Source organism: Nocardiopsis sp. Huas11 (assembly GCF_003634495.1).
Lineage (GTDB): Bacteria > Actinomycetota > Actinomycetes > Streptosporangiales > Streptosporangiaceae > Nocardiopsis.
In genome coordinates this window covers 5,115,529-5,139,304 of the sequence record NZ_RBKY01000001.1, presented here as the reverse complement: position 1 = coordinate 5,139,304, position 23,776 = coordinate 5,115,529, and the positions used below count along the sequence as shown (strand labels likewise).

Below are 23,776 nucleotides of genomic sequence, written 5' to 3'. Positions count from 1 at the left end.
GCTGGCGCGTGGCCGGATCCGGCCACGGTCTGGGGCGGGCGCGCGCGATGGCCGATGCTGGTGGATCCGGCCAGTCGGCGCCTCGGCTCCGGGCAGAACCGCGCACCAGGGCGCAAAGACGGCACACGTCACGCGCACCACACATGTTTCTGCTGATTCCACCGCCTTGGACGGGGCCGAAGGACGAAACTGGGTTCCGCCGTAGCCAAGTCGATGTCAGGAGGCCACATGTCGTTTCCTCCGCTGGACACGGCCCTTCCCGCGGGGGTCGACGCGCGTGAACACGCGCGCCTGTTGCGCAAGGTGCACGAAGCTTCGCTCAGTGGCCGCCCGGCTCCGGTCCAGTTGCGACCGGTCATCGAGGACTCGTGGCAGCGCATGCGCCGGTTCGGGATCGATCCGGACGGCGCGCCGCCGCCGCGCGTCACCCGCCTGGACGAGCTCCAGACCTACCGGTCCAGCTCTCCCATCGCCGAGGTGCTGCCGCTGATCCGCCGCTCCCTGGTCTCGGTGGCCGACGAGGCCGACCACATCATGCTGGTCACCGACGCCGCCGGACAGGTCCTGTGGCGCGACGGCTCGCACCGCATGCGGTCGGTCGGCGACCGGGTCGGGCTCGTCGAGGGCGCGTACTGGAACGAGGGGAGCACCGGGACCAACGCCATCGGCACGGCCCTGGTGGTCGGGCGCCCGGTGCAGGTCTACTCGGCCGAGCACTTCGTCCGCCACCTGCACGCGCTGACCTGCGCCTGCGCTCCCATCCACGATCCCCGGGACGGGCGCCTGCTCGGGGCCATCGACGTCACGGGCCCCGTGAACACCATCCACCCCTCGACGCTCGCCCTGGTGCACGCCGTGGCCCAGCTGGCCGAGGCGCACCTGCAGAGCATCCACCACACGCACCTGGAGCGGCTGCGGGCCGTGGCCGCGCCCCTGCTGGCCGGACTGGGCGGGCGGGCGATGGTGGTGGACGAGTCGGGCTGGACGGCGGCCGTGGTCAACATGGAACCCGTGCGCCGGGTGCTCCTGCCCACGCTGCGCGACACGGGGACGGCGTGGCTGCCCGCGCTGGGGGAGTGCTCACTGGAGCCCCTGCCCGGCGGGTGGCTGGTGCGGCCGCTGCACGTGGAGGGCGACACGCCCTCCACCGTCACCCTGGACCTGTCGGGCAGCAGCCCCGCGGTCTCGGTGGCCGGGCCGAGCGGCCAGTGGTCCCACCGCCTGACGCCGCGCCACGCCGAACTCCTGCTCTTGTTGGCCGTGCACCGGTGCGGCCGTACGGGCGTGCAGCTGTCGCGGGACGTCTTCGGGGACGGCGGGCACGTGGTGACCGTGCGAGCCGAGCTCTCGCGGGTGCGCCGGCACCTGGGCGGGATCATCGAAAGCCGCCCCTACCGGTTCGTCGAGGACGTGCGGGTGAGCGTGAAGTACCCGGAGCGTCCCGCGGACCTGTTGCCGGGATCGGTGGCCCCCGAGGTCCGCCGGCTGCGGAGCGAGCCACCGCAGTCCGCCCCGATGGTCGCTCTTGGCGATGGTTCCGCAACGTAGTGCAACCGTTGCTGTGGCGGCGGTGGCTGGTGTTGTCTGTACATGCGCGGCCCGGAGTCGGGGCGGTCGTCGGGTTCAGCAGGGGGAACGACGGTCGCGACCCGGTGTCGGAAGCACGTCCGCGGCCTTCGAGCCTTGAGGGGGGCCTTCGGGGGAGGGGCGGACGAGCCCACGGGCCGCAGGTGATCCGGAGGGGGCGGGGGAGTCCCCGGGTCATCGTGCCGGCGGTGGGCCCTGGAGTGGGGTCACCTCCAGGGCCGCCGTCGCGCCGCCGGTGCCGGGCGCGCGCGAGGGGACGCGCCCGGCACCGGCGGCGTCGCGTCCGGGTCATGCTTCTTCCGCAGGCTTTCGGATGAGCCCGGAACGCCGCGAAGACCACGGCCTAGTCGTCCGTCGCGGCCTCGGTGCCGCCATCGTCCGTGCCGCCGGCGTCCGAGGCCTCTTCGTCCTGTGGGCCGTCGGCGTCCGCGGCGGGCGCGCACTGGAAGCAGTCGAGGTCGAAGACCGTCTCACCGGCCACGCTGCCGGTGAAGCTCCCGTGCAGGCTGTCGTCGCCGGCCTCGCGCGCGGCCAGGTCCGCGCGGGCCAGGCGGCCCTCGAAGACGACCTCCTCGCCCTCGTCGGTGACGCCGGTGCAGTGGACCGCCAGCTCCTCGCCCGGGACCGCCGGGCTCGCCCGCCCATCGCCCCCCTCCTGCCCGGAGCCGCCGGCCTCCTCGGCGTCCTCGCCCGCGGGGCCGGTGCCCCCGGGGTCGGCCGAGGGCGCGGCGGGGGCCTCGTTGGCGCAGTCCAGGCCGCCGTCCAGGGTGTGGCCGTCGCGCGCGAAGGCCCGTTCGGCGCCCGGTCGCAGGACCGACACCGACAGGGCGCCGGCGGCCGCCTCCAGCTGCAACCGCTCGGGATCGGCCTCCTGGTCGTCGTCGCCGAGGGCGCAGGACGTGGTCAGCACGCAGGCCAGCAGCAGTGCCGAGAGCGGCGCGAGGACGGTGGTCGAGCGGACTCCCATGGGTTCCCCCTCCAGATGCGGGATCCGGTACGGGTGTCACCGCGTGAGCACCCGAAGTGACCAATGTCGCTGATGAGTGGCTTGCCGACTATGTCCGACTCGGGCGGAAAGAGTGAAGAGTCCGCCATGTTCTGGCAATCCGGGGTGTGGGACCCCCCTTCGGCCGGGGATCCAGGTGGCAGGGCCCCACAGACGGGCTCGCCGGCAGAGGATCGCCGAGGCGGCCAACGCCGGGGACGGGGGTCCGACCCCGGTTCCGGCGCCGCTCGTGGGCTACACTCTGGACATTTACCGAACCGTGTTCATCCACGGCTCGGACAACCCGATCCCACAGGGCCACCGCGCGGCCGCACCGCGTCACCGGCCGCTGTGAACCACCGGGCCGCGGCAGGCGTCGAACCCCCAGACCAACGATGGTCGGGACCGGCGCTCGGTCGGCCCCGCTATTTCCGTCCTTCCTTCGGAGGTGGACCGTGTCCGCTGACCACCGAGAGCAGCAGCCCAACCCTCAGGGCTCGCGTATCGACCCGCACGTCGGCCGCTACGCACGCCGAGCACAGGGCATGGTCGCATCGGAGGTCCGGGCACTCTTCGCCGTCGCGTCACGCCCGGAGGTCGTCTCCCTGGCCGGCGGCATGCCCAACGTGGCCGCGCTCCCGCTCGACCAGATCGGCGAGCTGGTCAAGGACGTGGTCTCCGAGGAGGGCGCCGCGGCCCTGCAGTACGGCTCGGCCCAGGGCGACCCCGTCCTGCGCGAGCAGCTCTGCGACTACATGACGCTGGAGGGCATCACCGCCAGCCCCGACGACGTCATCGTCACCGTCGGCTCCCAGCAGGCCCTCGACCTCATCACGCGGGTCTTCGTCGACCCGGGCGACGTCGTGCTGTGCGAGGCCCCCACCTACGTCACCGCGATCAACACCTTCGCCGCCTTCCAGGCCGAGATCCAGCACGTGGGCATGGACGAGCGCGGCGTGGTCCCCGAGGAACTGGAGCGCGCGCTCACCGAGGCGGCCAGGGCCGGGCGCACGGTCAAGTTCTTCTACACGATCCCCAACTTCCAGAACCCGGCCGGCATCACCATGAGCGCCGAGCGCCGCGCCCGCGTGATGGAGATCTGCGAGCGCCACGACGTCCTGATCGTGGAGGACAACCCCTACGGCCTGCTGCGCTACGAGGGCGAGCCCGAGCCCACCCTGTTCTCCCAGGGCAACGGCAACGTCATCTACCTCGGGTCGCTGTCCAAGACGCTCTCCCCGGGCCTGCGCATCGGCTGGGCGCTGGCCCCGGCCGCGGTCCGCGCCAAACTGGTCCTGGCCGCCGAGTCGGCGATGCTCAGCCACTCCACGTTCAACCAGCTCGTGGTGCGCCGCTACCTGCACACCTTCCCCTGGCAGGAACAGATCAAGGTGTTCAACACGATGTACAGCGAGCGCCGCGACGCGATGCTCAACGCGCTGGGCGCGATGATGCCCGACGGGTGCACCTGGACCAGGCCCGAGGGCGGGTTCTTCGTGTGGGCCACCCTGCCCGAGGGCATCGACGCCAAGGCGATGCTGCCCCGTGCGGTCGCCGAACGCGTCGCCTACGTGCCGGGCACCGGCTTCTACGCCGACGAACGCGGCCGCGCGAACATGCGGCTCAGCTTCTGCTTCCCCACGCCGGAGCAGATCCGCGAGGGCGTGCGTCGCCTGGTCGGCGCGATCGAGGGCGAGGTCGACCTGCGTGATACGTTCGGCACCACTTCGACCCCGCCCACCCGAGGCAGCCAGGCACCCGCCCCCGACCTGCCCTGAGACAGCCGTGAGGGCACCCCGCACCATGACAGCAGCACAGAAGGAGGTCCGCGCCGTGGCCGACCTTGACCGCGTTCTCGTTCTCGCCGGGGGACTCTCCCCCGAACACGAGGTGAGCGTCCACTCCGGGCGCAGCGTCGCCGAGGCGCTGCGACGCCTGGACGTGGAGGTGCAGGTCGCCGACGTGGACTCCACCCTGCTGGGGCGCCTCGCCGACGACCCGCCCCAGGTGGTCTTCCCCGTGCTGCACGGCTCGGCCGGTGAGGACGGCGCGATCCGCGAGGTCCTGGAACTGGTCGGCGCCCCCTACGTGGGCGCCCGGCCCGAGGCCTGCCGTCTGGCCTACTCCAAGCCCGCGGCCAAGGCGCTGCTGTCGGCGCGCGGGGTCCGGGTGCCGCGCGGGGCCGCGCTGCCCAAGTCGGCCTTCCACGACCTGGGCGCCCCGGCGCTGCTGGACCGCCTGGCCGACCGCCTGGGCCTGCCGCTGTTCGTCAAGCCCGACCGCGGCGGATCGGCCTTCGGAGCCACGCCGGTCAGCTCGCTGCACGATCTGTCCGCGGCACTGGTGTCGTGCTTCGCCTACAGCGACTCCGCACTGATCGAGGAGCAGGTCCAGGGCACGGAACTGGCCGTGGGCGTGGTGGACACCGGGGAGGGCCCCATGGCCCTGCCGCCGGTGGAGATCGTCCCCGACGGCGGCGTCTACGACTACGCGGCGCGCTACACCGCGGGCCGTACCGAGTTCTTCTGCCCGGCCCGCCTGGACGAGGCCGCCGTGGAGGCGGCCACGCGGGTCGCGCTCACCGCCCACGAGGCGCTGGGCCTGCGCGACCTGTCGCGCACCGACGTCATCGTGGGGGATGACGGAGAGGTCACGTTCCTGGAGACCAACGTGGCCCCCGGGTTGACGGAGACCTCCACGTTCCCGATGGCGGCGGGCGCGGCCGGACTCGACTTCGCGGTGGTGTGCCGCGAGCTGGCCCACCAGGCCTACCTGCGCGGGTCGAATTGACCCGGCCGTGAAGGGCCGGGCTTGGACGTAGCGCCCGGCTGGCTGCCGGGTGGGCCCCTCCGTCCAGGAGACTCTCCAGGGGTCTCCAGGGGCGGATGACTGCCGCCCCGCGTTCCACACGTGCCGGCCCCTGCGGGCCAGCACTCGGGAAGCGTTGCGGTCGGCGTGTGCAACGACACCGCACGACCGGCACGTGAACAGGGCCTGGGAGATGCGATTGTGCCGGTGGGTGTAGGAACACTCGGCGCACTCCTGCGAGGAGTACGCCGGGTTCACGTGCACCACCGGCACACTCCACGACGTGCGCGCTCGTGAGCAGGAGTCCGTCCCCGGTGAAGGCCACACCGGACCCGGCGCCCGCGCCCCGCACGCCGCGCAGGGCCGGCGCGGCCACGCTCGGCCGGACCCGTTAGGCCACGGAGGTGACGATCGTGCTGTAGGCGTCCATCGCTTCGTCCTCGCCGCCGTTCATGCCGCCGACAACACCGCGACCGCGGGGGCGATGCCGTGCGGTGCTGCGCCCACAGCGAACGCGGCCCGGACCTGTACACATGGTGCGCGCGACGGTAGTGTCGAATTAAACCGACCGTCCGGTATGTACGGGAGCCCCCATGGAAACGGCACTTCGGATCTGCCCGCTGTGCGAGGCCACCTGTGGCCTCACTCTCACCATCGACACCGGACGGGTGACCGCCGCCCGCGGCGACCGCCAGGACGTCTTCAGCGGGGGGTTCGTCTGCCCGAAGGGCGCCACCCTGCCCGCCCTGGACAACGACCCCGACCGCCTGCGCCGCCCCATGGTGCGCGAGGGCGAGCACTGGCGCGAGGTCGACTGGCCCGAGGCCTTCGCCGCGGTCGAGGCCGGGCTCTCCGGAGTCGTGCACCGCCACGGCCGCGACGCGGTCGCCGCCTACCTCGGCAACCCCAACGTGCACACCGTGGCCGGACAGCTCTACTCGGGACTGCTCGCGCGCACCCTCGGCACCACCAACGTCTACAGCGCCAGCACCGTCGACCAGATGCCCAAGCACGTCTCCTGCGGCCTGATGTTCGGCGACCCCCTGGCCATCCCGGTCCCGGACCTGGACCGCACCGACCACCTGCTCATGCTCGGCGCCAACCCGGTCGAGTCCAACGGCAGCCTGTGCACCGCGCCCGACTTCCCCGGACGGCTCAAGGCCCTGCGCGCCCGCGGCGGACGCCTGGTCGTGGTCGACCCCCGCCGCACCCGCACCGCCGACCTCGCCGACGAGCACGTCCCCATCCGGCCGGGCACCGACGCCTACCTGCTCTTCGCCATGGCCCAGACCCTCTTCGCCGAGGACCTGGCCGACCCCGGGGCCCTGGCCGGGCACGTCGAGGGCCTGGCGCAGGTGCGCGCCCTGGCCAAGGAGTTCACCCCCGAGGCCGTCGCGCCCGTCTGCGGGGTCGACGCCGACCACATCCGCCGGATGGCCCGCGACCTGGCCGCCGCGCCCACCGCCGCCGTCTACGCCCGCGTGGGCACCACGACCGCCGAGTTCGGCACCCTCACCAGCTGGCTCGTGGACGTGCTCAACCTGATCACCGGCAACCTCGACCGGCCCGGCGGCGCCCTCTTCCCCCGGCCCGCCCACCGCCCGGCCGGCGCCGGGCGCAGCCGCCCCTTCCGGCTCGGCCGCTGGCGCAGCCGTGTGCGCGGCCTGCCCGAGGCCAAGGGCGAGCTGCCCGCGGTGACCCTCGTCGACGAGATCGCCACCCCCGGCACCGGACAGGTCCGCGCCCTGGTCACCGTGGCGGGCAACCCCGTGCTGTCCACACCCGGCGGCGACCGCCTGGACCGGGAGCTGCCCGGTCTGGAGTTCATGGTGAGCGTGGACCCCTACCTCAACGAGACCACCCGCCGCGCGGACGTCATCCTCCCGCCCGCGCCGCCGAGCCGCACCCCCCACTTCGACCTCGCCTTCAGCGAACTCGCGGTACGCAACACCGTCCGCTACTCGCCCGCGCCCCTGCCCCTGGAGGAAGGGGAGGCCGACGAGTCCCTCATCCTGCGCAGGCTCGTGCAGATCGCCGCAGGCCAGGGCCCGGACGCCGACCCCGACGCGGTGGACGAGGCCGAGACCGCCCGGATCCTCTCCCGCGCCGTCGCCGACCCCGACTCGTCCGTGCACGGCCGCGACCCCGCCGAGCTGACCGCCGCCCTGTACCCGGGCACGTGGTCCGAGCGCCGGATCGACCTGCTCCTGCGCCTGGGCACCTACGGTGACGCCTTCGGTGCCCGCCCCGACGGCCTCACCCTCCAGAGCCTGCTGGACGCGCCGCACGGAGTGGACCTGGGGCCGCTGGACTCCCGCGTCCCCGAGATCCTGTCCACCGCCTCCCGGCGTGTGGAGGCCTGCCCCGAGCCGCTCGTCGAGGACGTGGCCCGCCTGAGCGAGGGCCTGGCCGCGCGCCGCGACTCCCTGGTGCTCGTGGGGCGGCGCCACCTGCGTTCGAACAACAGCTGGGCGCACAACGTCCCCCGGCTCACCGGCGGCAGCAACACCTGCACCCTGCACGTGCACCCCGACGACGCCGACCGCCTGGGCCTGGCCGACGGAGCCGACGCCGTCCTGCGCAGCGCGTCCGGTGAGGTCACGGCTCCCGTGGAGCACACCGACACCGTCATGCCCGGGGTCGTGAGCCTGCCGCACGGGTGGGGGCACGGCCTGCCCGGCACCCGGATGACGGTCGCCGCCCAGAACCCCGGGGTCAACGTCAACGCCGTCACCGACCCCTCGGCGGTGGATCCGCTCTCGGGCAACGCGGTCCTCAACGGCGTGCCCGTCGTGGTCCTGCCCCAGGAGTGACCCGCGGGAGGGCAGGCGTTGACGGACTCGTCGTCATGGAGGGCGAACCAGGGTCGGCGGATACCCCGGCACACTCCGGTCAGTCCTGCGAACCCGGGTGGCGTCGGCCCTCGAAGACAGTGCGGTCTAGGGCGTGTATGACGGGTGCCGCCCGTCGCGAGCGGCGTTCCAGTGGTGGCCTCGCAAGGCCGAAGAAGGAAGCATCCTGGTGTGGCTGTTGACTGATGAGAACGCAGTGAGGGTGCCGCTGGGGCGTCGCGCAGCAGGGTGAGTGTCCGTCATACACGCCCTAGCTTCGGTGCGGCAGAGCCCGCGCGAAGGAGCGCAGGTCGCCGACGAACAGTTCCGGCTGCTCGAAGGCGGCGAAATGACCCCCGCGCGGCTGTTCGGACCAGTGGACCAGGTTCCACTGCCGTTCGAGCCAGGCGCGGGGAGCGCGGGTCTTCTCGTAGGGGTAGACGGCCACACCCGTGGGCACCTCCACCCGGCGGCCCCAGACCCGGGGGTCGGCTCCGTACGGCACTGACTCGGCGTACAGCCGCGCGGCGGAGGTGGCCGTCCCGGTCAACCAGTACAGCATGGTGTTGTCCAGCAACCGGTCGACGCCGTAGGGGAGCCCCTCGCGGGTGTCCGCCCAGGTATGGAACTTCTCCAGGAGCCAGGCGGCCAGACCCGCGGGCGAGTCCTCCAGCGCCGGGCCGATGCTGTGCGGGCGGGTCTCCTGCTGGATGGAGTAGCCCTGGTCGGCCCCGTGGACACGCTCGTTGTCCTCCATGACGGCGCGTTCCTGAGGAGTGGCTTCGGCGAGCGGGTCCTCGACACCGGGAGGCGGCACCGCCCACGGGAAGTTGATGTGGGCACCGAGCAGCCGGTCGGCGTGCGCCAACCCCAGGTCGCGGACGACGAAGGCCCCCCAGTCGCCGCCCTGGGCGACGAACCGCTCGTACCCGAGCCGCCGCATGAGATCGGCGAACGCGGTGGCGATGGCGGCGACACCGGCTCCGGGAGCGGACGTGGGGCCGGAGAGTCCGAAGCCGGGCATGGAGGGGAGCACCACGTGGAAGGCGTCCTCGGCCCGCCCACCGTGCGCGGTGGGGTCGGTCAGGGCGGGCAGGCAGTCGAGGAACTCCACGATGGATCCGGGCCATCCGTGGCACAGCAGCAACGGCGTCGCCTCCGGGTGCGGGGAGCGCACGTGGAAGGCGTGCACGTGCAGCCCGCCGGCCGTACCGATGACCTGGGGCAGGGCGTTCAGTTCGGCCTGGGTCGCCTGCCAGTCATAGTCGTTGAGCCAGTGGTCCACCAGGTCGCGCAGCCACGGTTGCGGGACGCCCCACCGCCAGTCCTCGTCGGGCAGGTTCTGGCGGAAACGGGTGCGAGCCAGTCGTTTCCGCAGGTCAGAGAGGTCGTCAACGCTGAAGTCGATGGTGTGGGGACGCATCACCGCATTCTCGCAGCCGCCCGTCCCGCTCTCGCCGCCCGGGCCGTACACGCGCTCGGGACGATCACCACTCGCGGGGATGGGCGGCGGCGACCGGGTGGGTACGACCGGGTCCGTTAGACCGTGTTCGGAGGGGAGGGCGTCCCTCCGGGGCCGCGCGCCTCCCACGCCTCCCGCGCGTCCCGCGCTACCTGCGCGGCGGCTCCCGCGGCGGCGACGTCCAGGTCGACGACCACCTCCGCGCCCTCCCACCGGCCGCGCTCGGAGACCGCCAGCCCGATCAGCGCCAGTTCGGCGGCGCCGTCCCGCGCCGCGTACTCCTCCGCGGTCTCCTCACCGGCTTGGTCCGGCTCGTCGCGGTCCCACGCCGCCACCGCCGCCTCGGCCAGCGGCCGTGGCAGGCGCACGGTCACACGGCGGGACTGTTCGTCGACGCACGCGCCGATCGCCGCCAGGACCCGCACGTCCTCTCGGTATCGGGCGTACTGCTGCTGTTCGCTCACAGGGGGATCCTAAGTCCACCGGCTCCGCCGGTCGGCCCGGGGACCGCGCCCGCGACGACGGCACGCCCGCCCGGCGCGGGGTCAGGGACGGCCGGGCGGGCGCGGCTCAGAGGGCGCAGCCCAGGGCCTGCTCCACGGCCGCGCGGACGGTCGCCGACAACAGGTCCACCTTGTAGCCGGTGGCGGGCAGCGGGTCGCACAGGTCGGCCAGCTCCGCCAGCGCGGCGTCCACGCCCTCGTCCGGTGCGGACCCGGGCACGGCGTCGACCAGCGCCTCGGCCACGCCGGGCAGGAGCAGCGGCGTGCGGGCCACCCCGCCCACGGCCACGGACGCCGAGACGACCGGTCCCGCTCCGTCGCTCGCGCACACCAGCCGCACGGCCGCCTCCACCAGCGGCCACTCGGCGCGGGAGCGCCCCGTCGCGCGCAGGTAGGAGGCCCGCTCCCCGGGGGAGGGAACCGGCAGCTCCACCGCCACCAGCACCTCGCGGGGGTCCAGGACGTGGTCGCGGGTGGGGTCCGTGCCGTCGTAGAGCGCGGCCACGGGCACGTCGCGCTCCCGCTGTCCGGCGACCTGTACCGAGGCCCCGTACGCCAGCAGCGCCACCGCCAGGGAGGACGGGTGCGGAGCCGCGCACGGTCCCTGGTCCACGACCACCCCGTACAGGTGGTCGCCGGACCGGGCCGGACAGGAGTCCCCGCCCGTCTGGAAGCAGTCGAAGGCCGGGTTGCGCAGGTACCAGCAGCGGTTGCGCTGGAGCAGGTTGCCGCCGACGGTGGCCGTGCCCCGCACCTGCGGTGTGGCCAGCGCCGCGGCGGTCATGGCCAGCGCCGGATAGGCGTCGGCCAGCCGGGGGTCGGTGGAGAGCTCGGCGACGCGGGTCAGCGCGCCCACGCGCGCCGATCCGTCCCCGGCCCACGCCACGCCCCGCAGGTCGTCCACGCCCGTCAGATCCACCACCGGCGCAGGTTCGACCACCCCGGCGGCCAGGCACGCGGTCAGGTCGGTGCCGCCGGCCCGCGGGCGGGCGCCCGTGCCGTCGAGCTGGGCCAGCGCGGCCCCCAGTTCCGTCGGTTTGGTGATGGTCATCGCAGGCCCCTGATCAGTCGGTCCGGGCGGATGGGCAGCTCCAGCGGGCGCACGCCGACGGCGTCGTGGACGGCGTTGCCGAGCGCGGCGGCCACGCCCACGATCGACACCTCGCCCAGGCCGACCCCGCCGCCCCGCACGTGCTCGAACCCCTCCTGGTGGAAGTACACCTCGGTCTCGGGCACGTCGCCCATCCCGGGGATCCGGTAGTCCTCCATGTTGTCGGTGAGCACGACGCCGGTCGCCGGGTCGTCGCGGCGTTCCTCGAACAGGGCGTAGCCGACCCCCTGGACCACCGCGCCCTCGCACTGGTTGCGCGCCAGGCGCTCGGCGTAGATGCGTCCGGCGGCGATCCCCGCCCAGCACCGGGTGGGCCGCACCCGTCCCAGCAGGGTGTCGACCTCGACCTCCATGACGTGGACGGCGCCGCTGAGCCCGCGGCCCAGGGCGAGGTCGTCGAGGTCGGGTGAGAGGTGCCCCCAGCGGTCCCTCGCGCGCTCGCCGACCACCCGCACGCCCTCGGCGGAGGTGAGCGCCTCCTTCAGGGCGCGCTCGGGGATCGGTCCGCTCGCGGGCACCTCCGGGGCGTGCTCGCGCAGCACCGCGCGCATCCGGTCGGCGGCCTGGGTCGCGGCCGGGCCCATGGAGGTGGTGGTGCGGCTGCCGTAGGAGCCGGTGCCGTGCACCGATGAGCTGTGCCCGATCTCCACGCGCAGCGCCGAGGCCGGCACGCCGAGCCGCTCGGTGACCACGTCGTTGAGCACGGAGCGGATGCCCGTGCCCAGGTCCTGGGTGGCCGAGCGCGCCACCAGCACGCCGTCCTCCACCGCCAGCTCCACCTTGGCCCGGGGCGCGAGCAGGTACATCCAGTTGGAGGCCGCCACCCCCACGCCGCGGCGGAACCGCCCGGTGCCGCCGCCCCGCGGGCGGTCGCGCCACAGGTCCAGCAGGGCGGCCTTCTCGTACAGGGCGCGGCGCTTGGGGTTGCCGTCCCAGCGGGCGCGCAGCGCCAGCGGGTCCTCGCCCAGGCGCAGGGCCATCTCGTCCACGGCCTGTTCCAGTGCCCAGGCCATCGGCGGACCGCCGGGGCCGCGCATCGGCTTGCCGGGGGGACGGTTGGTGACGACGTCGAAGTCGCGCACCCGGCGGGGCGAGCGCCCGTACATCAGGAACGAGAGCGTGGCCGTGGCGGACCCGACCGACACACCGCCGTCGCCGTAGGAGTCCACGCTCATCGCCGCCAGCCGGCCCTCGCCGTCGGCGAGCAGGGCCACCCGGGTGCGTGTGCCGGGCCGGTGCCCGGCGTCGGTCAGCTCCTCGGCGCGGTCCAGGGACACGCGCACCGGAGCCCCGGCCAGACGGGACAGTTCCACCGCGGCCAACGTGTCCGTGCTGAGCCCGTTCTTGGCACCGAACCCGCCCCCGACGAACTCGGTGACCGCGTGGACCCGGTCGCGGGGCAGGCCCCAGTGCTCGGCGGCCCGGTCGGCGAGCTGGCTCACCGACTGGGTGGACACGCGCAGGTGCAGGTCGCCGTCCTCCCAGGAGGCCACGCACACGTGCGGTTCCAGCGGTGTGTGCACCTGGGTGGCCGTGGAGTACTCCTGCGCGACCAAGTGGGGGTCGTCGCGCTCGGCGGCGGCGCGCAGCCGCCGGACGGCGGTGGACCCGCGCAGGCTCAGGGTGCTGGGGCCGCGCGTGTTGCCGTCCCAACGGGCCGGCGGCATGGGCGCCTCGCCGTAGCTCGGGGCCGCGCGCCGCTCGGCGCGGGTGGAGTAGAGGACCGGGGCGTCGGTGGCCTGGGCGGCGTCGGTGTCCAGGACCGCGGGCAGGGGGTCGTAGGCGACAGTGACCGCGGCGGCGGCCGCGCGGGCGCCCTCCCTCGTGGGTGCGGCCACCGCGGCGATGGGCTGGCCGACGTAGCGCACGGTGCGGTCGGGGGCGAGCAGTTCGATCAGGACCGGCCCGGGATCCTGGTCCGCGGCGGACGGGTCGATGGGGGAGGTGCGGGCGCCGCCGGGGTCGACCGAGGGCACGCGTGCGTGCGCCTTGGTCGAGCGGATGATCACGGCCTCCCACGTGTGGGCGGGGAGCCGGTCGGCGGTGAACTCGGCGCGTCCGGTGACCTTGTCGAAGGCGTCGATCCGGGGCGGGTCCTGGTCGGTCGCCTCGTCGAAGGCGCCGGTGCAGGCGTCGGCCACGGCGGCGAAGATGCCCTCGTAGGCGCCGCAGCGGCACAGGTGCCCGGCCAGAGCGTCGGCGATGGCGCCGCGATCGGGTCGGGCGTCCCCGTGCTCGGCGCGCCAGGCGTCGACGAAGGCGACGGCCTCCACGACGAAGCCGGGTGTGCAGTATCCGCACTGCATGGCGTCGTGTGCGGCGAAGGCCCGCTGGACGGAGTGGTCGCCGCCCAGCCCTTCCACGGTGGTGACCGCACGGCCGGCGAGCGCGTCGGCGGGCAGGAGGCAGGAGACGGTGGGGGAGCCGTCGACCAGGATGGTGCAGGCGCCGCAGACGCCCGTCCCGCAGGCGACCTTCGTGCCGGTCAGGCCGAGTCCGTCGCGCAGGTGGTCGGCGGCCGTACCGCCGGGGCCCTCGGGTGCGGGGCAGGAGGAGCCGTTGACTTCCACGTCCATGTGGGTCCGTCCCATAGCTGCGAAGTTGACACTGACAACTTATGTGCGGCCCCCAGTGCTGTCAACGAGCGGGACGCACGTCCCACCCCGCGCCCCAGGAGCGGTCCCACGGCCCCCGCGGAACTCGCGCAGCTCCGCCAACCGTGCCGACTGGCGCCGCTCCGCCTGCTCGCACCGCAGTAGCGCTCGGCAGACCTGGAGGTGGGCGGCCTCCACCCCGGCCGCCTGGCCCCGGTCGGCGATGACGACGGGGGAGGGCGCGAGCGCGGCCCAGCTGCTCGGGCGCCATGTACTGAAGGGTGCCGATGACCACGTGCGGGTGTTCGACTGCGACGGATGCGACCTGGTGTGGACCGGGACGTCAACGCCGCACGCAACCTCGCCAAGCTGGCGGGGGACTGTTGTACCGGTACCGGAGTGGCCGGAGACCGGGGTGCGAGAGCGCCGAAGGCCCGTGGAGCCGACCGTCAGACCCGCACCACCCGTACCCGCCACACGGCGGGTACGGGGCGGGCAGGTGGCGCAAGACCGCGCAAGCGGAAGGAAACGGGGCACCGTCCTCAAGACACCGGACAGCTACGGTTGTGGTGATCCCGTGACGGACCTCCCGGACGGAGACGCCCGGGAGGCTGAGAGTCGATGAGACTCCAAGCAAGGACACGCTGGTGATCTCTCGTGACGGTGGGACGGTGCCGTGGGTTCGACGCGCGCGGGACCGGTCCGGTTCGGCATCCGTCCGGCGGACCAGTGGGAAATCTACATCGTAAAGGTGGCCCTCGTGTGCGCATCCCTGCGTTGGCCAGGCTCAGGGACCGAAGGCGGGCTCTAGGACTCGCCGTCGTCGCCGGTCGTGGTGAACTCACCGTCCCGCGGTGCGGTGCCGCCCCCCGCATCGGGGCCCGCGCCGCCCGTACCGTCCCCCGTACCTTCCCCGGCGCCTTCCTCGCCACCGCCGCCGGTGCCGCCGCCCTCGCCACCGCCGTCGGTGTCCTCGCCCGTACCCGGGTCGCCCTCGTCGGTGGTCTCCTCACAGGCCGCGGGATCGTCCTCGCACCCGCCCGTTCCCGCGCACCCCTCGGCGTGCGGGTCGGCGTGGCAGTCCGTCGTGGGCGGTGTCCACTCCGGCTCGTGCGTCCCCTCCTCCACCGGGGCGGGCGATCCGTCCTCCTCCACCGCCTCGGCCGGGGCCTCCTCCTGGGAGTGGCTCGGCTCATCGGAGACGGTGTCCGCGGGGGTGTCGGAAGGAGTCGACCCGGTGGGCACCGCCGGATCGAGGGCGCCCCGCTCGGAGGACCACAGCAGCACCGCCGCCAGCACCCCGAGCACCGCCACCAGGCCCGCGGTCACCAGAGCCGGCCGCCTCCGGCGCCGGTCCGAGCGCCGGCCCCCCGACACCCGCCCGGGCCGCGACGACAGGGCCCGCGTCGGCGCGCCGCCGATCCGGGCCGTGGGCGCGACGCCGCCCGGGGCAGGGAAGCCCTCGCGCTCGGTCGGAGCCTCGTCCGGGCTCCAGCGGTCGCCGGCGCCCGTGCCGGGTGCCCCCGCGCCGCCGGAACCGCCGTGTCCCGCCGAGCCCCCGCCTGCCGGGTCCGCGGCGGGACCGGCACCCGCGTCCGCCGGGCCCCGCTGTATGTGCTCGCCCTGGGGCGAGGCGCCTGCGCCGTTCGAGGTACCGGGAGCCGGCCCGGCCGACGTGTCCGGCTCGGGCCCGGCCGCCGTCGCGTCCGCGGCCCCGCCTTCCACGGCCTCCTCCGTCGCCGCACCTCCCGTGGCCGGGTCCGCGGTCCCGGCCGCGAACGGGACCCACGGCCCCACGCGGATGCGCGCCGTGCCCTGGTCCACGGCCGTGGACACCTCCTCCAGCACCGCCGTGCGCGCCACCGGCGCGGCCGCCGACGGAGTGCGTCCGATCAGCCGGTCCAGCACCTGCACCGCGCTCGGCCGTGCGGCCGGATCCTTGTCCAGGCACCGGCGCAGGACCGGCAGCAGCCGTTCCGGCACGCCCTCCAGCTCCGGCTCCTGGCTCAGCACCCGGTCGATCACCGCCATGGTGTTCTCGCCCGGGAAGGCGTGTCGGCCGGTGGCGGCGAAGGCCATGACCGCCGCCCACGAGAACATGTCGCCGGCCGGGGACGCGGGCAGGCCCTGGATCTGCTCCGGCGCCATGTAGGCGGGCGTGCCCGCCACGGTCGTGGTCTGCTGTGTGGCGTCGGTGAAGCGCGCGATACCGAAGTCGATCACCCGGGGACCGTCCGGGCCCAGGATGACGTTGCCGGGTTTGAGGTCGCGGTGCACCACGCCCGCCTCGTGCACGGCGGCCAGCGCCGTGACGATGGCGATCGCCAACCGGTCCAGCGCCGCCCCCGTGCGCGGGCCCTCGTCCGTCACCGCCGAGCGCAGGGTCGGCCCGGGGACGTACTCGCTGGCGATGTAGGGCACGTCCGCGTCCATGTCGGCGTCCAGCACCGCCGCGGTGCAGAACGGGGCGACCGTGCGGGCCGCGGCCAGCTCCCTGGCGAAACGCGCCCGCTGGCGCCCGTCCTGCCCCCAGAGCCCGGTCAGCACCTTGACCGCGGCGGGCGAGCCGTCGGCGGCGCGGCCCAGGTACACGGTGCCCTGCCCGCCGGCGTCGATGCGGGCGTCCAGGGAGTAGGGGCCGATGGTGGTCGGGTCGGAGGGGGTCAGGGGAGTCGTCATGGAATGCGCCCTGTCTGCGGGGTGTCGCCGGTGGGATCCTCTGCCACTGTGACGTGGCGCCCACCACCAGCGGTTCTTACCCGGAGGTCACAGTCTCCTGTCTTTTTCCGGACACACGGGCAGGCCGGTCCACACATGTGTGCGAACCGGCCCGAGCCGTCAGCCGGGAGGGCGGGGTCAGAGCCCCAGCGCGTGCATCGCGAAGTGGAAGGCGAACACGGCCGAGAGCAGCCACATCAGCCAGCCGACCTCGACGAGGCGGCCCTGCGCGGTCTTGACCAGGGTGTAGGCGATGATCCCGATCCCGATGCCGCTGGCGATGTCGTAGGTGAACGGCATCATGGCGATGGTGAGGAACGCGGGGATCGCGATGGAGATGTCCGACCAGTCGATCTCCCGGATGTGCATCATCATCATGGCGCCCACCAGCACCATCGCCACCGAGGCCGCCTCGGAGGGCACCATGCCGAACACCGGCGCGAAGAAGATCGCGGCGAGGAAGAACAGCCCCGTCACCACGCTCGCCAGACCCGTCCGGGCGCCCTCGCTCACTCCGGCGGTGGACTCCACGAACACCAGCGTGGCCGAGGAACTGGTCAGGCCGCCGGTCACGGCGCCCGCGCCGTCGGTGATCAGGATCTGGTTCACCCGGGGCATCTGCCCGTCGGCTCCCGCGATGTTGGCCTTGGTGCCGATGGCCAGGATCGTGCCCAGCGCGTCGAAGAACCCGGCCAGCACGAGCGTGAACAGGATGACGCCGGCCGTCGTCACGCCCGCCGAGGTCCAGGCGCCGACCATGTCCACCTGGAACAGCAGGCCGAAGTCGGGGATCGCGACCGGGTTGCCGGGCAGGCTCGGGCTGCCGCCGCCCCACGCCTGGTCGCTCAGTCCCGCGGCGTAGTGGACGACGATCGCCAGCACGGTGGCGCCCACGATCCCGTAGAAGATCGCGCCCGGCACGCCGCGCACCAGCAGGACGCTGGCCAGCACCAGTCCGGCGACGAACACCAGGATCGGCCAGCCGTCGAGGTGCCCGCCGCCTCCCGCGGTGCCGAGCTGGAGCAGCCCGCCCTCGCCGGCGCTGACGAACCCGGCGTTGGACAGGCCGATGAGCGAGACGAACAGGCCGATGCCCACGCCGATCGCCATCTTGAGGTTGTGGGGGAGGGCGTTCATCACCGCGGTGCGTACGCCGGTCACCACCATCAGGATGATGGCGATGCCCTGCCAGACCACCAGGCCCATCACCTCGGGCCAGGCCATGACGGGAGCGGCCTGGTAGGCGACCACCGCCATGACGCCCAGGGCGGCGGCGCAGGCGATCGGCGCGCGTCCCACCAGGCCCATCATGATCGTGACGAGACCGGCGGCCAGCGCGGTCATCGTGGTCAGCTGGGCGGGGGAGAGGAAGTCCCCGTTGGCGTCGGGGACGCCGCCGAGGATGATCGGGTTCAGGACGATGATGTAGGCCATCGCCATGAAGGTCGTGAGGCCGCCGCGGATCTCGCGGCCGACGGTGGATCCGCGCTCACTGATGAAGAAGAAGCGGTCGAGCCAGGATCGAGCCGGCGCGGTGTGCGCCTCGGGCGCGACACCGTCCTTGGTACTGGTCATGTCCCCTCCTGGAGGGAGATGAGCATGGCGAAGATCGCCATGTGCGGGGGGATGACTACGGAAAGTAGTCACTTGTGCGTAGCGCAGAACCGCGCTGTCCTGCCTGGCACCCGCCCCGGTGCCGAGGGCGCCGGCGGAGCCGGGGCGGGTGGTTCAAGAGTGACGGGGGCGGCGGGCGTGTCCGCCGCCCCGGATCACAGGTCGATGCCGACGATGTCCTCCGGCCGCACCGGCGCGTGCGTCAGCGCGCGGCCGGTCGCGTCGCGCACCGCCGCCACGATCGCCGGCGTCGACGACAGCGTGGGCGGCTCGCCCGCGCCGCGCAGCCCGTAGGGCGCGTGCGGGTCCGGGTGCTCCAGCACCTCGATGCGCATCGGCGGAGTGTCCAGGATGGTCGGGATCAGGTAGTCGGTGAAGGACGGGTTGCGGATCTCGCTGTCCTTGACCTGGATCTCCTCCATCAGCGCCAGGCCCAGGCCCTGGGTCGAGGCGCCCTGGATCTGACCGGCGAGCTGCTGCGGGTGCAGCACCTTGCCCACGTCCTGGACCGCGTCCAGGGCCACGACCTTGACCAGGCCGAGCTCCACGTCCACGTCCACCACGGCGCGGTGCACGCACATCCCGAACTGGGTGTGCGAGGAGCCCTGGCCCAGGACCGGGTCGATCATCTCGGTCGGGCGGTGGTGGTGCTCGCGGGTCTCCTCGACGACCGTGCCGCCGCTCGCGGACTCGCCCAAGAGGTCGGCCAGCGAGATCAGCACGCCGTCGGTCGCCGAGACCAGCTTGCCGCCCACCAGGGACAGGTCCGCGTCGTCCCGGTCGATCGGGACCACACCGCGTTCGCGGGCGGTCGCGAACACCGACGCGCGCACGGCCTCACAGGCGAGCTTGACCGCTCCGCCGGTCATGTACGACTGGCGGGAGGCCGAGGAGGAGCCGGCCGAGCCCACGCGGGTGTCGGACGGGTTGATGACCACGTTCTCCACACCGAGCTCGGTACGGGCGATCTGGCCCTTGACGGTGACCAGCCCCTGGCCGACCTCGGCGGCCGCGGTGTGCACGAGCACGATCGGCTCGCCGGCCGCGATCTCCAGCCGCACCCGTGCGGTGGAGTAGTCGTCGAAGCCCTCCGAGAAGCACAGGTTCTTCAGGCCCACGCCGTAGCCCACACCGCGCACGACACCCTCGCCGTGCGTCGTCCCGGCCACGCCGCCCGGCAGGGTGCGCAGGTCGGAGGGGTCGGGCAGCTCGGAGCGGTCCACGGGCATCGGCAGCTCACGGGCCCGCTGGAGCATGTCCGCCATCGGCAGCGGGCTGTGCAGCTCCTGGCCCGTGATGATCCGCGAACCCTGCGACATGGCGTTCTTGATCCGCAGGTCCACCGGGTGCATACCGAGCTTCTCGGCGAGCTTGTCCATCTGCGACTCGTAGCCGAAGCACGCCTGGACCGCGCCGAAACCGCGCATCGCCCCGCACGGCGGGTTCGTGGTGTAGACCCCGTAGGCGTCCACCAGGACGTGGGGCACCTCGTAGGGGCCGATGCCCAGCGAGGAGGCCACACCCACCACGGCCGGCGTGGCCGAGGCGTAGGCGCCGCCGTCCACGATGATCTCCAGCGTGGCGTACAGCAGCGTGCCGTCGGCCTTGGCGCCGTGCTCGAAGCGCATCTTGGCCGGGTGCCGGTGCACGTGCCCGACGAAGGACTCCTCGCGGTTGTACACGATCTTGACCGGCTTGCCGGTGCGCAGCGCGAGCATGGCGCCGTGGATCTGCATCGACAGGTCCTCGCGGCCGCCGAAGGCCCCGCCGACCCCCGCCATGGTCATCCGCACCTTGTCCTCGGGCAGGCCGAGGCAGGGCACGATCTGCCAGAGGTCGCTGTGCAGCCACTGGGTGGCGACGTACAGGTGGACGCCGCCGTCCTCCTCGGGAACGGCCAGGCCGGACTCGGGACCCAGGAACGCCTGGTCCTGCATGCCGACCTCGTACTCGGTCTCCACGACCGCGTCGGCCTGGGCGCGCAGGCCGTCCAGGACCTCCCGCTCACGCTCCTTGTGCCCCGCCACGTCCCGGAACCCGCCGGTGCGGATGGGCTGGTAGCGCACCCGGTTGCCGGACTGGTGGTACTCCTCGTGGATCTTGAGGCTGCCCGCCTCGTGGACCAGCGGGTACTCCGGGTCCAGGGCCGCCCGGCGCGAGTCGCTGACCGGGGGCAGGACCTCGTAGTCGACCTTGATCCGCTCCAGGGCGCGGCGCGCGGTCTCGGGGTGGTCGGCGGCCACCAGGGCCACCGGCTCGCCCTTGTAGCGCACCTTGCCGAAGGCCAGCACGGGCTGGTCCTTGTACTCCAGGCCGTAGCGCTTGGCGCCGGGGACGTCCTCGTGCGTGAGCACGGTCTCCACACCGGGGACCTTGAGCGCCTCGGTGATGTCGATGCCCAGGATTTTGGCGTGCGGGTGGGGGCTGCGCAGGGTCATCCCCCACAGCATGTCCTCCATCCACATGTCCGAGGAGTAGGCGAACTCCCCGGTCACCTTGAGCGTGCCGTCGGGCCGGCGCGGGCTCGATCCCAGACCGTCCCTGGTGGTACTGGACAGGTCCGTGACGGTCGGGGTGGTCGTCGTGGCCATCAGCGGTTCACCTCCTGAAGCAGGGCGCGGTGCGCGGCCCGGCCGCGCGCGGCGGCGGTGTCGGCGGAGAGGGTGCGAAGCTCTCCGCGGTCGACGACGGTACGGCCGCCGACCAGCAGGCGCTCCAGGGGCGGCGTCGGGCCGAAGACCGTCGCCACCACCGGGTCGTCGATCACGTCGTAGCCGAAGCCGTCCACCCGCCACAGGGCGATGTCGGCGAGCTTGCCGACGGTGAGCGAACCGAGCTCGGCGTCGCGTCCCAGCACCCGGGCGCCGCCCAGGGTGGCCATGTGCAGGGCCTGGCGGGCGCTGAGCGCCTGCGGACCCTTGCGGGCGCGCGCCATCAGCAGCGCCTGGTGCATCTCCCCGGCCAGCGGGGTCAGCTCGCTGGAGGCCGGGCCGTCCACGCCCAGACCCACGTGCGCGCCGGCCTCCAGCAGCTCGGTGGTGCGGCAGATGCCCGCGCCCAGCCGTGCGTTGGAGGTGGGGCAGTGCGCGATACCGGTGCCGGTGGCCGCGATCCGCGCGATGGCGGCGTCGGACAGGTGCACCGCGTGCGCGAACCACACGTCCTCGCCCAGCCAGCCGAGCTTCTCCGCGTACTCGACCGGAGTGCACCCGAACTCGGCCAGGCACTTCTCCTCCTCGTCGAGCGTCTCGGCGAGGTGGGTGTGCAGGCGCACGCCCTTGGCGCGGGCCAGCTCGGCCGCGCCGACCATCAGCTCCCGGCTCACCGAGAACGGGGAGCAGGGCGCCACGGACACGCGCGTCATGGCGTCGAAGGAGGCGTCGTGGTGGGTGTCGATGGCGGCGCCCGTGGCCGCCAGCGCCTCCTCCAGGCTCTCCACGACGCTGTCCGGCGGCAGCCCGCCGGAGCTGTGGCCCCGGTCCATCGACCCGCGGGCCAGGTCCAGGCGGATGCCGACCTCGCGGGCGGCGGCCACCTCGGCGGCGACGATGTCGCCCCGGCCCGAGGGGAAGATGTAGTGGTGGTCCGAGGCGGTCGTGCACCCCGACAGCGCGAGGTGGCTCATCCCCGCCGACGTCGTGTTGCCCACGACCTCCGCGTCCAGGCGGTGCCAGATCTCGTACGAACCCACCAGCCACTCGAAGAGGGTCCCGTCGGCGAACAGCCCCTGGGTGGCCCACTGGTAGAGGTGGTTGTGCGTGTTGACCAGGCCCGGCGTCGCCAGGCAGCCGCGACCGTCCACCTTGCGGGCGCCCGGGATCTCGGGGGCGGGCCCGGCTCCGACGGCCCCGATGCGGCCGTCGCGCACCACGATGTGGCCCTGGGCGTACTCGGCGCCGTCCACGGTCACGACGTGGGCGCCCTCGATGACGGTCACGTCACTCATGCGCCGCTCCGCTCTCGCAGCGGCGCGCGGCGGCCAGGTGCACGGCGTCGATGATCTTCTCGTAGCCGGTGCAGCGGCACAGGTTCCCGGCCAGCGCCTCACGGATCTCGGCGTCGTCGGGGGCGCCCTTGCCCGCGCCCACGGTGCGCTCCAACAGGTCGTCGGTCTGCACCAGCAGGCCCGGGGTGCAGAATCCGCACTGGACGGCGCCGGCCTCGACGAACGCGTCCTGGACGGTGCCCAGGGTGCGGTCCGAGCCCTTGCCGGGCTCCTCGGCCAGGCCCTCGACCGTGCGGACCGTGCGGCCCTCGGCCTGCCCGGCGGCGATCATGCACGAACAGGCCGTCACACCGTCGAAGTAGACGGTGCACGAGCCGCACTCGCCCTGCTCACAGGCGTTCTTGCTGCCCGGCAGGCCCAGGCGCTCGCGCAGGACGTACAGCAGGCTCTCGCCCGGCCACACGTTCTCGGCGGTCATGTCCTCGCCGTTGACGTTGACGTTCACGCGCATCGCGTGACTCCCTTCCGGTACTCGGTGGCCGACCAGGTCAGCGCGCGCCGCGCCATCACGGCCATGGAGTGGGTGCGGTACTGCGCGGTGCCGCGCTGGTCGTCGATGGGGCGGGTGACGGAGGCCACCAGCTCGCCGAAGCGCCGTACGAGGCTCTCCGACGGCAGGGCGGCGCCCTCCCAGTCGAACTCGGCGGCCAGGAACGCCTCGGCCTCCTCGGCGCGGATCGGGGTCGGCGCCACCGATCCCAGGCCCGTGCCCACGGTGCGCTTCTCCGCGTCCAGGGCCAGGCTGAAGGCGGCCACGGAGATGACCATGGCGTTGCGGGTGCCGATCTTGGCGAACTGCTGCGGGCCCTTGGGCTCGGGCAGCAGCACGGCCGTGATGAGCTCGTCGTCCTGGCGGGCGGTCGTCCGGAAGGAGAGGTAGAACTCCCGGGCGGGGACCCGCCGGAGGCCGCGGACCGAGGCCAGCTCGATGACGGCGTCGGTGGCGAGCAGGGGAGGATGGGCGTCCCCCGCGGGCGAGGCGCCGCCCAGGTTGCCGCCCACGGAGCCGCGGTTGCGGATCTGCGGGGAGGCGACGGTGCGCGAGGCCTTGGAGAGAGCGGGAGCGCTCTGTCCAAGGTGCTCGACGATCGTGGAGTAGGGCACACCCGCGCCCAGGCGGATGTGGTCGCCGTCGGTGCCCCACTCGCCCAGTTCGGGCACGCGGGCCAGGTCGATCAGGGTCGACGGACGCCGTTTGTCGAAGTTGAGTTCCACCATGACGTCGGTTCCGCCCATGATGGGCACCCCGTCCGGGTGGGCGCTCTTGGCCTCAAGCGCCTCCTCCAGTGTGGAGGGACTCAGGAATTCCATGCTTGTCCTCGTTGCTCGCCAGGTCAGATCGGTCAGCGGTCGGTGTACGCAACTCCTCGGTCAATCAGGTAGTGGTGTGAAGTAGACCACCGACGACGGGCGTCCAACTAGCACGTGATGCCATGAAGTGCCAGTGGAACGAAGAGTTATCGTTGGTCGTTTCCTACAAGCGTCGATCAGGCGAACAATCGGTGCCGGGAGCCTCCACCGCCCCCGCGCGACGCCGAACGCGCGCACCACCCGCGG

The 23,776-nt window shown here is 73.4% G+C and carries 15 protein-coding genes and 1 pseudogene; 4 read left to right on the top strand and 12 right to left on the bottom strand.

Annotated elements, in window-relative coordinates; translation table 11 throughout:
* The first annotated feature begins 228 nt into the window (after positions 1–228).
* Positions 229–1,548, top strand: coding sequence for a GAF domain-containing protein (locus tag DFP74_RS23230; protein ID WP_121184711.1), 1,320 nt, complete (start codon positions 229–231; stop codon positions 1,546–1,548).
* A 382-nt stretch (positions 1,549–1,930) separates the two neighbouring features.
* Here the strand turns inward: DFP74_RS23230 and DFP74_RS23225 are convergent, their stop codons facing one another.
* Positions 1,931–2,554 (bottom strand): hypothetical protein, encoded by a 624-nt coding sequence (locus tag DFP74_RS23225; RefSeq protein WP_121184709.1) that lies wholly within the window; start codon positions 2,552–2,554, stop codon positions 1,931–1,933.
* Positions 2,555–3,117: 563 nt separating this feature from the next.
* Here DFP74_RS23225 and DFP74_RS23220 point away from each other — a divergent pair.
* Positions 3,118–4,350, top strand: a complete 1,233-nt coding sequence (locus DFP74_RS23220) for a PLP-dependent aminotransferase family protein (protein WP_121184707.1) — start codon at positions 3,118–3,120, stop codon at positions 4,348–4,350.
* Between the two features lie 25 nt (positions 4,351–4,375).
* Positions 4,376–5,362 carry a D-alanine--D-alanine ligase gene (locus DFP74_RS23215; RefSeq protein WP_233571118.1) on the top strand — a complete coding sequence of 329 codons (987 nt, stop codon included), beginning with the start codon at positions 4,376–4,378 and terminating at the stop codon, positions 5,360–5,362.
* Between the two features lie 189 nt (positions 5,363–5,551).
* Here the strand turns inward: DFP74_RS23215 and DFP74_RS35230 are convergent.
* Positions 5,552–5,638 (bottom strand): annotated as a pseudogene (locus DFP74_RS35230) (zinc ribbon domain-containing protein); the annotation flags it as partial.
* Positions 5,639–5,973: 335 nt separating this feature from the next.
* Between DFP74_RS35230 and DFP74_RS23205 the strand changes: the two are divergent.
* A complete protein-coding gene (locus DFP74_RS23205) occupies positions 5,974–8,193 on the top strand; it encodes a molybdopterin oxidoreductase family protein (protein ID WP_121184703.1) in 2,220 nt (739 codons plus the stop codon).
* A gap of 289 nt (positions 8,194–8,482) precedes the next feature.
* Here the strand turns inward: DFP74_RS23205 and DFP74_RS23200 are convergent, their stop codons facing one another.
* The 10 genes from DFP74_RS23200 to DFP74_RS23150 all read right to left on the bottom strand — a co-directional run bounded on the left by DFP74_RS23200 (position 8,483) and on the right by DFP74_RS23150 (position 23,530).
* Entirely contained in the window at positions 8,483–9,634 is a 1,152-nt protein-coding gene (locus DFP74_RS23200; protein WP_121188457.1) for an epoxide hydrolase family protein, read from the bottom strand.
* A 116-nt stretch (positions 9,635–9,750) separates the two neighbouring features.
* Complete coding sequence (locus DFP74_RS23195; RefSeq protein ID WP_199725757.1) at positions 9,751–10,137, bottom strand: hypothetical protein; 387 nt, start codon at positions 10,135–10,137, stop codon at positions 9,751–9,753.
* A 106-nt stretch (positions 10,138–10,243) separates the two neighbouring features.
* Positions 10,244–11,227: a xanthine dehydrogenase family protein subunit M gene (locus DFP74_RS23190; protein ID WP_121184701.1), complete on the bottom strand. Its 984-nt coding sequence runs from the start codon at positions 11,225–11,227 to the stop codon at positions 10,244–10,246.
* Positions 11,224–13,863 carry a molybdopterin-dependent oxidoreductase gene (locus DFP74_RS23185; RefSeq protein ID WP_121184699.1) on the bottom strand — a complete coding sequence of 880 codons (2,640 nt, stop codon included), beginning with the start codon at positions 13,861–13,863 and terminating at the stop codon, positions 11,224–11,226. Before DFP74_RS23185 ends, DFP74_RS23190 begins: the two co-directional genes overlap by 4 nt.
* A gap of 825 nt (positions 13,864–14,688) precedes the next feature.
* Complete coding sequence (locus DFP74_RS23175) at positions 14,689–16,560, bottom strand: serine/threonine-protein kinase (protein WP_121184697.1); 1,872 nt, start codon at positions 16,558–16,560, stop codon at positions 14,689–14,691.
* 177 nt (positions 16,561–16,737) lie between these two features.
* Positions 16,738–18,174: an NCS2 family permease gene (locus tag DFP74_RS23170; protein ID WP_121184695.1), complete on the bottom strand. Its 1,437-nt coding sequence runs from the start codon at positions 18,172–18,174 to the stop codon at positions 16,738–16,740.
* Positions 18,175–18,368: 194 nt separating this feature from the next.
* Positions 18,369–20,804: a xanthine dehydrogenase family protein molybdopterin-binding subunit gene (locus DFP74_RS23165; RefSeq protein ID WP_121184693.1), complete on the bottom strand. Its 2,436-nt coding sequence runs from the start codon at positions 20,802–20,804 to the stop codon at positions 18,369–18,371.
* Entirely contained in the window at positions 20,804–22,159 is a 1,356-nt protein-coding gene (locus DFP74_RS23160; RefSeq protein WP_121184691.1) for an 8-oxoguanine deaminase, read from the bottom strand. The genes DFP74_RS23165 and DFP74_RS23160 overlap by 1 nt, the downstream gene beginning before the upstream one ends.
* Complete coding sequence (locus DFP74_RS23155) at positions 22,152–22,670, bottom strand: (2Fe-2S)-binding protein (protein ID WP_121184689.1); 519 nt, start codon at positions 22,668–22,670, stop codon at positions 22,152–22,154. The genes DFP74_RS23160 and DFP74_RS23155 overlap by 8 nt, the downstream gene beginning before the upstream one ends.
* Entirely contained in the window at positions 22,661–23,530 is an 870-nt protein-coding gene (locus tag DFP74_RS23150) for a xanthine dehydrogenase family protein subunit M (RefSeq protein WP_121184688.1), read from the bottom strand. Before DFP74_RS23150 ends, DFP74_RS23155 begins: the two co-directional genes overlap by 10 nt.
* Between the last annotated feature and the right edge of the window lie 246 nt (positions 23,531–23,776).